Origin of the sequence: Clostridium sp. OS1-26, from assembly GCF_030915445.1 — a bacterium.
In the GTDB taxonomy this organism is placed as follows: Bacteria; Bacillota; Clostridia; order Clostridiales; family Clostridiaceae; genus Clostridium_AM.
The window spans coordinates 305,314-316,368 of sequence record NZ_CP133264.1 but is presented as its reverse complement, the minus strand read 5'-3'; the positions used below and the strand labels follow the sequence as shown (position 1 = coordinate 316,368).

Annotated in this window: 9 protein-coding genes and 2 pseudogenes; all 11 read left to right on the top strand. The window is 29.6% G+C overall.

The annotated features are described in order from the left end of the window. Positions 1–21: 21 nt before the first annotated feature. The 11 genes and pseudogenes from RCG18_RS01635 to RCG18_RS01585 all read left to right on the top strand — a co-directional run bounded on the left by RCG18_RS01635 (position 22) and on the right by RCG18_RS01585 (position 11,052). Complete coding sequence (locus RCG18_RS01635) at positions 22–708, top strand: HAD family hydrolase (RefSeq protein ID WP_308039701.1); 687 nt, start codon at positions 22–24, stop codon at positions 706–708. Between the two features lie 23 nt (positions 709–731). Beyond that, positions 732–1,679 carry a hypothetical protein gene (locus RCG18_RS01630; RefSeq protein WP_308039700.1) on the top strand — a complete coding sequence of 316 codons (948 nt, stop codon included), beginning with the start codon at positions 732–734 and terminating at the stop codon, positions 1,677–1,679. Positions 1,680–1,686: 7 nt separating this feature from the next. Then, a complete protein-coding gene (locus RCG18_RS01625) occupies positions 1,687–2,205 on the top strand; it encodes a hypothetical protein (protein WP_308039699.1) in 519 nt (172 codons plus the stop codon). Positions 2,206–2,232: 27 nt separating this feature from the next. Beyond that, positions 2,233–2,979, top strand: a complete 747-nt coding sequence (locus tag RCG18_RS01620; RefSeq protein WP_308039698.1) for a glycosyltransferase family protein — start codon at positions 2,233–2,235, stop codon at positions 2,977–2,979. A 22-nt stretch (positions 2,980–3,001) separates the two neighbouring features. Next, positions 3,002–4,056, top strand: a pseudogene (gene pseI, locus RCG18_RS01615) (pseudaminic acid synthase). Between the two features lie 342 nt (positions 4,057–4,398). Further along, positions 4,399–5,472, top strand: a complete 1,074-nt coding sequence (gmd, locus tag RCG18_RS01610; protein ID WP_308039697.1) for a GDP-mannose 4,6-dehydratase — start codon at positions 4,399–4,401, stop codon at positions 5,470–5,472. Between the two features lie 102 nt (positions 5,473–5,574). Then, positions 5,575–6,503 (top strand): annotated as a pseudogene (locus tag RCG18_RS01605) (GDP-L-fucose synthase family protein). A 535-nt stretch (positions 6,504–7,038) separates the two neighbouring features. Beyond that, complete coding sequence (locus tag RCG18_RS01600) at positions 7,039–8,352, top strand: nucleotide sugar dehydrogenase (RefSeq protein WP_308039696.1); 1,314 nt, start codon at positions 7,039–7,041, stop codon at positions 8,350–8,352. 91 nt (positions 8,353–8,443) lie between these two features. Beyond that, positions 8,444–10,180, top strand: coding sequence for a B12-binding domain-containing radical SAM protein (locus RCG18_RS01595; RefSeq protein WP_308039695.1), 1,737 nt, complete (start codon positions 8,444–8,446; stop codon positions 10,178–10,180). Between the two features lie 123 nt (positions 10,181–10,303). After that, positions 10,304–10,471 carry a hypothetical protein gene (locus RCG18_RS01590; protein ID WP_308039694.1) on the top strand — a complete coding sequence of 56 codons (168 nt, stop codon included), beginning with the start codon at positions 10,304–10,306 and terminating at the stop codon, positions 10,469–10,471. Further along, positions 10,441–11,052, top strand: coding sequence for a class I SAM-dependent methyltransferase (locus RCG18_RS01585; protein WP_308039693.1), 612 nt, complete (start codon positions 10,441–10,443; stop codon positions 11,050–11,052). The genes RCG18_RS01590 and RCG18_RS01585 overlap by 31 nt, the downstream gene beginning before the upstream one ends. Positions 11,053–11,055: the final 3 nt, after the last annotated feature.

The window sequence follows — 11,055 nt, the reverse complement described above, 5'->3', positions numbered from 1 at the left end:
TTAAAGGATAGAGAGGTAGCAATGATAAAAACAATCGTATTTGATCTAGATGATACTTTATACAGAGAAAGAGATTTTGTATATGGAGCCTTTGCTAAAGTATGTGAATATTTGGCTACAAAATTTAATAAAGATTATGAAATTCTTTATAATAACACCATAGATATTTTAAATAATCATGGCAGAGGGGAAATTTTTAACATTCTGTGTGATAAGCATAATATAAATGAGGATATAAGTAACTTGATAGATATCTATAGAAATTCAGAACCAAGCTTACAGCTTTATGAAGATGCTTTGTATTTCTTGGAAAAAAATTCTTTCAGTAATAAAAATGCCAAATATAACTTAGGACTTATTACAGATGGAAAAGCTTCAGTTCAGTGGAATAAAATTAAAGCTTTAAAGCTTGAAAATTATATAGATAAAATAGTAGTTACAGACGATTATGGATTAGAATATTGGAAGCCTAATGAGTTTGCATATAGGGAAATGATGAGGTATTTTAACTGTAAAGCAGAAGAATGTGTGTATGTTGGAGACAACCCTAATAAAGATTTTATAGGTGCTAGAAAAGTCAATATGTATACTGTACGGGTAATTAGAGAAATAGGTGATCATATGAATACTTTTCTGGAGAAAAGTTATGAGGCGGATTTTTCGATTAAAAATCTTTATGAGTTAGAAAATATTCTTTGTAATAATTAATAACATTTAAGGGGTAGAAAAAAATGGATGAACTTTTTAAAATTGAGATGATGGCTACAGACATAGATATTATTTTAAATATAACAAATGAAGAATGGAAATGTAATGCCAACTCGACAGAACTTATAAAAAGTGCTAATTCATTAATTAGTGCTTTAGTTAAGTTAAAAGAGAATATAAAGCTTATTTTACCACAATACCTTCAGAATAATTTAGCAGATAGTATAGATGAATTAGTTAAGTATTTTAAGAAGATAATTTATTGTTGTGAAATAAATGAGAGTAATTTAGTCGAAGATATATTAAAAAACTATTTGATTCCAAAGTTTAGTGAATTTCGTAAAGATATGGGTAACTCTTTCTCTAATATAACAGCGGTTAAAAAGGTTGCTATAGACATAAATTGTTTATTAACAAATATTGAAGAATTAATGGATTTAGAAAGGTGCAGAATAATTGCGATTATTAGCAACGATAGTGAATTGCAAGGAAAGTATATACAAGGAATTCCTGTATTTGGACAACATGAAATTCATTATGTAAATTATGATTATTTACTAGTGGCAGATTACTCCATGTGTGCTCAAGATGAAAAAGGAGTTATTAGTATTAATGATTATTTAAAATGCTACTATCACTATGAAATTTTTAGGGCATATGCCAATTATTCTAATTGTAAGAAACCTTTTGAAGGATTTATAACAGGGTTATCTTATGCAGAAGTTGGGATAGATACAGAACAGTTGCCTTATAATGTAGCAAATGTAGCTGTTTCTAGTCAGGACTTATTTTATGATTATCAATGGGCTAGGATGATATTAAATAATGATGAAATAGTCAATGATATTAAGTTCGCTATAATAGGATTGAGTTATTATAGTTTTGAATACGATCTTTCAAAAAGTAATTTTAAAAAAATGATATATAATTATTATCCGTTTTTTAGGATTTCTGAGAAATCATCCTTGTAATCAGGAGATGATAGATAATTATATTAAGTTTGAACAAGTAGCATCGGAGATATTTAAGAAAGATTATAATATGATACTACATAATTTTCTAAATGAGCAAAATAAATCTTGGTGGGATGACATGATAAGCGGGATTTTGGACGATGAAAAGGCAGAAATATACAAATGGGTAGTAGAAAAAGATTGTAATAAGGATTACCCAGAAACTGTTAAGGAGAACACTAAGATACTCCAAGAGTATATTTCACTACTTAAATCAAAAAAAATTACACCTATTATTGTTGTTTGTCCAACAAGCAGGTATTACTATGAAAAATTTTCTCCTAGAATTAAAGAAGAGTTTGAGAAAATCATAAATAAAATAAAAGAAGAGTTTGATGTTGAAGTATTTGATTATTTTGATTCTAATATTTTTTTAAAGGAAGATTTTTATGATGTATCTCATTTAAATAAAAATGGTACTATGAAATTTACAAAATTATTGAATGATAAATTAGAAAAATTCAATTACTCTATATATAAATAAATTTTATAATGTTGAAAGGAACTTAAAATGAAAATATTATGTATAGTTCAAGCCCGTATGGGATCGGAAAGGCTAGCGGGAAAGGTTATAAAACCTATAATGAATAAGCCTATGATACTTTACACTTTAGATAGATTAAGCAAAAGTAAATATATAGATAATATTATTCTAGCTACATCAACAGAAGATAGAGAAGAACAATTGGTAGATGCCGTAAGAAAAGCTGGGTATGAGGTTTTTAGAGGGCATGAGAGTAATGTACTAAAAAGATATAAAGATGCATCAGATAAGTTTAGTGGAGATATAATCATAAGAGTTACAGGAGATTGTCCATTAATAGATTCTAAAATAGTAGATAACGTAATAACCTATTTTAAAACAAATGATTATGATTATGTAAGATTAGATGTACCAGATACTTTTGTAAGAGGGTTTGACGTCGAGATAATTACTAAAGATGCACTGGATAAAGTTTATGATATAGTTAATACTTCTAAGTGTATAAGTAATATAGAAGAAATTAATATGTATAAGGAACATGTTACTTATTACATTTATAAGCATCCAAAAGAATTTAAAATAGACTATGTAAAGGGAAGTAATTTTTATAATAAAGATTATAGGCTATGTGTGGACACAAAAGAGGACTTTAAATTAGTAGAGATAATATATAATAATTTTAGAGATGAATTTGTTTCTGCAAAAGAAGTTATAAAGTATTTAGACAATAATCCTGAAGTAGCTAGAATAAATGAAGATATAAAACAAAGGTAAACATATAAGTAGGAGGAGCAGCATGGAAAAACATATACAGATAGGTAACAAGAAGATAGGGGAAGGCAGTGAAACTTTTATTATAGCAGAAATGTCAGCTAATCATAATCAGGATTTTAATAAGGCTGTAGAGATAATAAAGAGAGCAAAAGAAGCGGGAGCAGATGCTATAAAATTACAGACCTATACACCAGATACTATAACTTTAGATTGTGATAATGAGTACTTTCAAATAAAGCAAGGAACTATATGGGACGGAACTACTCTTCATAAGTTATATCAGGAAGCCCATACTCCATGGGAGTGGCAGCCAAGGCTTAAAGAAGAAGCTGAAAAAGAAGGACTAATATGTTTTTCTTCACCCTTTGATAAAACAGCAGTAGATTTTTTAGAAGAAATGGATGTTTCTGCTTACAAAATAGCATCTTTCGAAATTACTGATATACCTTTTATAGAATATATAGCTTCAAAGGGAAAGCCTGTTATTATGTCTACAGGTATAGCTACTTTATCGGATATTGAAGAAGCAATAAATGCTTGTAAAAGAATGGGTAATGAACAAATTATATTATTAAAATGTACTAGTGCTTATCCAGCTCCAATGGATACAATAAATTTAAGAACTATACCTAATATGGCAGAAACCTTCGATACTATTATAGGGTTATCAGACCATACATTGGGAACCCATGTATCAGTAGCCTCTGTGGCCTTAGGGGCAAAGGTAATAGAAAAACACTTTACTATAAGTAGAAGTGAAGGTGGACCGGATGCAGCATTTTCTATGGAACCAGCTGAATTTAAAGAAATGGTAAAAGGGATAAGGAATGTAGAAAAGGCATTAGGTACTGTAACCTATGAGCTCACAGAAAAGCAAAAAGAAGCAGAGAGCACTCTCGTTCTTTATTTATTGTAAAGGATATAAATAAAGGAGAGTTATTTACTGAAGAAAATGTAAAAAGTATAAGGCCTGCTTTTGGCATGGAGACGAAGTATTTTAAAGATGTTATTGGTGAAAAGGCATCAGCTGATATAAAAAAGGGAACTCCAATGACGTGGAATCTTATAGAAAAATAAAACTTAAGGTGTATGAAATTAACTTAAATGTAGCTATATTCTTAATTGTTTATTTATGGTACAATGTAAACAATAGTAAGTGTTTTAATTATTTAAGTTAATGGTAGGTGAGTGTTATGGTAATAAATTTTTGCTTCAAGTTACACAGGCAATGCTTGTGCAGGCAAATTCACAAGCCAAATTTGTGTTAAAATTGTTGGAATTTTAGAATATATAGAAACTGCAAAACTAAGCTTTTGCAGTTTTTTCAATATGTAAGACATTCTTTTTACATAAAGCTTCTAAATATGACTACGATAAAAATAATAGTTTTATATAAAGAAAATCACGGAGGTTAACTAGATGAAAAAAGCCTTAATTACAGGTATAACAGGACAGGATGGTTCTTATTTAACAGAATTTTTATTAGATAAAGGGTATGAAGTGCATGGAATAATAAGAAGAGCTAGTACTTTTAATACCAAAAGAATAGATCATTTATTTGAGAATCTAGATGTGGGGAATAAAACACTTTTTTTACATCATGGAGATTTAACGGATTCAAGTAATTTAAATAGATTAATAGAAAAAATTGAACCTAATGAGATATATAATCTTGGAGCGCAAAGTCATGTGCAGGTATCCTTTGAGGTACCTGAATATACGGCAGAGACAGATGCTATTGGAACTTTAAGAATACTAGATGCTATTAAGGAAACGGGAGTAAAGAGTAAGTTTTATCAAGCATCCACATCTGAATTATTTGGAGGAATGCCAGGTACAGAACCACAAAATGAGAAAACTCCATTTTATCCAAGAAGCCCCTATGCAGCAGCAAAGCTTTATGCTTATTGGGTTACAGTAAACTATAAGGAGGCCTATGATATATTTGCATGCAATGGAATACTTTTTAATCATGAATCCCCAAGAAGAGGAGAGACCTTTGTTACAAGGAAAATAACAAGGGCTGTAGCAAACATAATAAAAGGTGTCCAAGACAAGGTATCTCTGGGGAACTTAGATGCAAAACGTGACTGGGGATTTGCAGGAGACTATGTAGAAGGTATGTGGCTTATGCTTCAGCAAGATAGAGCAGAGGATTATGTTATTGCAACAGGAGAAACCCATACGGTAAGAGAATTTGCTGAGCTTGCTTTTAGAGAAGTGGGAATGGAATTAGAATGGCAGGGAAAAGGAGTATATGAAAAAGGAATAGATAAAAAAACGAGAAAGACTCTTGTAGATGTAAATCCAAGATATTTTAGACCAACAGAGGTTGAATTGCTTTTAGGAGATGCATCCAAGGCGAATAATAAATTAGGTTGGAAGCCAAGAACAAGCTTTGAAGAGTTAGTACATATAATGGTGGAAGCAGACGTTAAAGATATATGTGGAATAAACTTGAAACAGTATAAAGAAGCAGCAAGTACAAAATAAATATTAGATTTTAAGTATATTTAGGTATATATTTGTATTTATTTTAAAAGAGAAGAAGGTAATAATAGAGATATTTAATATCTTTACATTGTTTTGGAGGTTATTATGGACAAAAGCAGCAAGATATATGTGGCAGGGCACAAGGGACTTGTTGGTTCTGCTATAGTAAGAAACTTAGAGAAAAAAGGATATTTAAATATAATAGAAAGAACTCATATAGAATTAGATTTAACAAACCAAGCTGATGTAAGAGAGTTTTTGAAGCAGAAAAACCTGAGTATGTGTTTCTAGCAGCAGCAAAGGTGGGAGGAATAAACGCTAATAATATATATCCAGCAGATTTTATATATGAAAATCTGATGATTCAAAGTAATATTATAAAAGCAGCTCATGACTTTAAGGTTAAGAAGTTATTATTTTTAGGCAGTTCCTGTATATATCCTAAAAATTGTCCTCAACCAATTAAAGAAGAGTATCTTCTATCAGGTTATTTAGAGCCTACTAATGAGGCTTATGCACTGGCAAAAATTTCAGGACTTAAAATGTGTCAATTTTATAAAAAGCAGTATGGAGATCACTTTATAAGCGTAATGCCTACAAATCTGTATGGACCAAATGATAACTATGATTTGAAGACTTCTCATGTATTACCAGCTCTTATAAGAAAATTTCATGATGCAAAGCTTAATAATTTGTCTTATGTGGAAGTATGGGGAAGTGGAAAGCCTTTAAGAGAGTTTTTATATGTGGATGATATGGCAGATGCTTGTGTGTTTTTGATGGAGAATTATGATGGAGATGAGTTTTTTAATGTGGGGACAGGAAAAGAGATTAGCATAAAAGAACTAGCAGAAATGATAAAAGAGATCGTAGGGTATGAAGGAGAATTGAGGTTTGATGGAAGTAAGCCAGATGGGACGCCAAGAAAGCTTTTGGATATATCAAGACTTAAGCAAGCGGGATGGAGTCATAAGATGGAGCTTTATGATGGCGTGAAAAGCACATATAGGGACTATTTAAATTATGTATAGGACAAATTTAAATAGCGAAACGAAGGTGCTGGCATTCTGTTGTTATATTAAAGAAAAACATCACAAGAAAAGGAATATGATATATTTTTTGCATCAGAAAGTGAAAAAGCATAGCACGAATTTTTGATTGAAATATGTTTCCAAGGAAAAAAGTATTGATAATAGAAAATAACAATACTAATGGTTTTGACATATCTAAAAGTGCAATGTAAAGTTTATAAAAATGACTACGATAAAAATAATAGCTTTATATAAAGGAAATACTCGAAGATTTAGAGGAAAAGGGAGAGGTTTTTGACGTTTTTCGACAGAAGAAAAATCTAAACAGTTTTTAAAACAGTTAGGTAAAGAAATTGAGATGTAGATAATTGTAAAAAGATTAAATAAAAATATCGCTATAAATAGAAATTTTGTTGTTACTAATCAAAATTGAATCTTAAGACTATGACATACTAGAGGATGTTGATGATATATATTATAAATCAAATAAAAAAACTTATGAATTTTATCAGTTACTAGAAAGGGGATACAATAAATGAATATTTCAGTTATAGGATTAGGAAAGCTTGGATTGTGTACAGCAACATGTTTTGCTGTAAAAAAACATAACGTTATAGGCTTTGATAAAAATGATTACATAATTAATAATCTCAAAGAAAAAAAATGCCCAATAGATGAGAATGACCTACCAGAACTTCTTGAAAATTCTTGGGATAAACTAAAAATAAGCACAGATATAGAATATGTTATTAATAACTCGGATATTACCTTAATAATTGTTCCAACACCAAGTAATCCAGATGGTAGATTTACTAATGCTTATGTTGAAAATGTTTTTGAGGAAATAGCTCCTTATATAAAGAAAAAAAGTAGTTTTCATATAATTGATGTAGTGTCTACAGTTATGCCAGGATCATCAGAAAAAATATTCAAGCCTTTACTTGAAAAATTAACTGGCAAGACTTGTGGTAAGGATTTCGGTCTAGTATATAATCCAGAGTTTATTGCATTAGGTTCTGTTATAAGAAATTTTTTAAATCCGGACATGGTTTTAATAGGAGCTTCTGATGAATATTCAGCACAACAGGTTAAAAATCTATATGAAGAAAGCTGTGAAAGTAATCCATATATAGCTACAATGTCATTAACAAATGCTGAAATAACAAAAATCAGCTTAAATTGTTATGTAACTATGAAAATTAGTTTTGCTAATGAACTAGCTTCTATATGTGAAAAAATCCCAGGTGCAGATGTGGATGAAATTACTAATGCAATAGGAGCAGATACAAGGGTAGGTAAGAAATATTTAAAAGGTGGATTAGGTTTTGGAGGTCCTTGTTTCCCAAGAGATAATATAGCTTTTCAAGCTTTTGCAAATGAATATGGTGCAGAAGCTAGGCTTGGAAAACAAGTGGTAAACATTAACAATGATGTTGTGGAGAGAATCTATAATATAATTGTTGAAAAAGTTAAAACAGGTCAAAAAATTGCAATGTTAGGTATGTCATATAAAGTTGGTACTCATATAATTGAAGAGTCACAATCAGTAATGATTGCAGATAAGTTGGTGAAAAATGGATATAAGGTAATTATACATGATCCTCAGGCATCAGAAAGTGTTAAAGATAAATTAGGAACTTTAGTAGAATATTCTGAAGATGTATATGAAGCAATGGAAGGTACGGATGCTATTGTTTTTCTAACAAACTGGGAAGAGTACAATAAAATTGATTGGAATAAAGTAAATGAAATTGCTGCAGAAAATGCTGTAATAATAGATAGTTGGAGAACATATAAAGAAGCTAAATTTAATAGACTTCGTTATGTGGGACTAGGATTGGGAAATTAAAAGATAAAATAAAAAATGAACTTGAATTTTTTATTTTATTGATTATAAACCTATAATTGACAGTTATGTTCCAAATTTTAGGAGGGTTTTCATGAAAAAGGTAATGTTCATCCGACCTTGGAATTATCATGATGAAAATATATCTCTTCACAATTTATGTGAAGAGTGGAGAAATGGACCATATAATTTATTATGTTTGGCTACACAACTGAAAGTTCATAATATACCTGTAAAAATTGTTGATTTAGAACCTATATTAGTACACAATAAAGGTAAACTTGATAAGTGTTTAGAACATTTATATGAGCAAATAATGGATTTTAGGCCGGATATAATAGGTGTTAGTTTTTTTTCTTTTCAATTAGACGAAGTTAAATCTATTGTAGAATTTGTAAGGAATACTTGTTCAAAATTAGGTCTCAATTCAATTTTTTTAGCTGGTGGTATACATGCTTCTATAGAGCCATTACAAACTATAGAAGAATTGGGTTTTGATTACGCTTTTGTTGGTGAAGGTGATTTAGGAATTATTGATTTGGCTTTATGTGACGATCCTACAAAAGTTAAAGGTATCATATCATCAAAATTACAAGTTAACCAAAGTGGTGAAGAAGTTTTAAATTTAAATGATTTGCCTTTTCCAGATTGGAGTCTGTGTGATTATAAATTTTATTCTACTCCTTCAATAGCAAAAACAAAGGTGAAAATAGCAAAAACTTTAGATTTAATGATGGGACGTGGGTGTGTTAATAAATGTAAGTTTTGTGCTTACTCTGCTTTAAGTAGTGTAAGGTTTTATTCAGCTGAATATTTAGTGAAACAAATTGAAGATATGATATATAAGTATGATATAGACAGTGTATACTTTATAGATAGTAGTATTGGAAATAATAGGAGGTTGTTATCAGAGTTCTGTAATTTAATGATTGAAACTGGTGTAAGCAAAAAAATTCAATGGTTTGCAAACATAAGAGCAAATCAAGTTGATGAAGAAATATTGAAATTGATGTGGACATCAGGATGTAGATTATTATTTTATGGTTTTGAGTCTGGAAGTCAAAAGATATTGAATGCTATGAATAAGGGTTGTACTGTGGAACAAAATATTATAGCTTCTAAATTGCATGAAAAATTAAAATTTCCTTATCATGCATCCATTCTCTTAGGATATCCAAATGAAACAGAAGAAGATATTTTGTTAACATTTGAGTTCTTAAAATCAATTTCGCCCACTAATATAGGAGTTAATTGGTACGTTCCATTGCCAGGATCAAATGATTATGAAGAGTTAAGGAAAAAAGGTTTGGTAAAATTTCAAGACACTCATGAATGGAGAAGAATTGGTGAAGCTCTAGAAAATGGCAATGTATACGCAGAAATAGATCCTGATAGATTTAAATTTCTTTATAAAAAGGCTTTAAGTATAGCAAATGAAGCAATTATTTCAAATTCACAATTTTGGTTTGGGGATAGTATTAAAGAAAACAGAATTAATATGAAATATACAGAAGTGCTAAAAGGACATGATGATATAAACAAAAGAGTAAAAGTATGTATATTTGGAGCTAGTGGTTGTGGCAAATATATTTATGATGAAATTCAAAAAACTAATAAAAATTTTCAATGTAAAATAGACATAAAAATCTATATGGATAATGACCCACAAAAGTGGTGTAGTAAATTAAATAATATACAAATTATGAAACCTAGCAAAGAATATATTGATATGGTTGATTATGTTATTATAGCATCTAATTGGAAGTTAGAAATAAAAGAACAACTTATTAATTTAGGAGTTAAAGAGGAAAAAATTCTATTTTCTTTTTAACATTATAAATAGTGTAGTTAAAGTATAATTTTATGTATTCAACCTAGTCATTGCATTTAGAAAATATATTTATACTTTCAATAATTATAAATTGCATAAATAACTATTTTTAGGAGGAAAAAAATGAACAGTAATTTTGAAAACATTTCTGAAGAATTAAGAAAAAAATGGCAGGAGGTTCCTGGTACAAGACAGGGGAGAGTTTTTAGTTCTGAAGTATTAAAATGGACAGATGATGATATATTAGAATATTGGGGAAAATGCAAAAAGAAACTTCTACTCTTGAAGTAAGAGGATGGTATCAGAATTTATATAAAGAAAAATTTAAAGGACTTAAAATAGCAGATGTAGGTCCAGGAGTAGGAATTGACGGTATACATTTTGCTGAACAAGGTGCAGAAGTAACTTTTGTTGATATTGTGCAAGATAATTTAAAACTGATTGAAAGAGTTTGTAATATAAAAGGTATTAAAGCTAATTATTATTTTATAGATGACTTCTTTAATTATAAATTTATTGATAAGTTTGATGGAATGATCTTTATTGGGTCAATGCATAACGCACCATTTGAATTTAGTAAAAAACAGGTAGATGCACTTATGAGCCATGTTAAAGTAGGTGGCAAGGCTTTGATGCTTGCTTATCCAAAGGAGAGATATATAGCATCAGGGGCTGAAAGTTTTGAAGAGTTTGGAAAAATGACAGATGGCGAAAGAACACCTTTATGTGAATGGTATGATGATGAAAAAATTAAAGAGTTATTTGGAAAGGATTTTGTTTTAGAGTGGAGCAGAAACTTTGGACAAGATAATATAGAGTTTAATTGGTTTGATTTAACTAAGATTTCAAATGAATGTTTGGACAATAAATAAACT

Bases quoted from the DNA above. Each gene is read 5' to 3' on its own strand.
- RCG18_RS01635 (WP_308039701.1), top strand. From the start codon at position 22: ATGATAAAAACAATCGTATTTGATCTAGATGATACTTTATACAGAGAA.
- RCG18_RS01590 (WP_308039694.1), top strand. From the start codon at position 10,304: ATGAACAGTAATTTTGAAAACATTTCTGAAGAATTAAGAAAAAAATGG.
- RCG18_RS01595 (WP_308039695.1), top strand. From the start codon at position 8,444: ATGAAAAAGGTAATGTTCATCCGACCTTGGAATTATCATGATGAAAAT.
- gmd (WP_308039697.1), top strand. From the start codon at position 4,399: ATGAAAAAAGCCTTAATTACAGGTATAACAGGACAGGATGGTTCTTAT.
- RCG18_RS01620 (WP_308039698.1), top strand. From the start codon at position 2,233: ATGAAAATATTATGTATAGTTCAAGCCCGTATGGGATCGGAAAGGCTA.
- RCG18_RS01630 (WP_308039700.1), top strand. From the start codon at position 732: ATGGATGAACTTTTTAAAATTGAGATGATGGCTACAGACATAGATATT.
- RCG18_RS01585 (WP_308039693.1), top strand. From the start codon at position 10,441: ATGCAAAAAGAAACTTCTACTCTTGAAGTAAGAGGATGGTATCAGAAT.
- RCG18_RS01625 (WP_308039699.1), top strand. From the start codon at position 1,687: ATGATAGATAATTATATTAAGTTTGAACAAGTAGCATCGGAGATATTT.
- RCG18_RS01600 (WP_308039696.1), top strand. From the start codon at position 7,039: ATGAATATTTCAGTTATAGGATTAGGAAAGCTTGGATTGTGTACAGCA.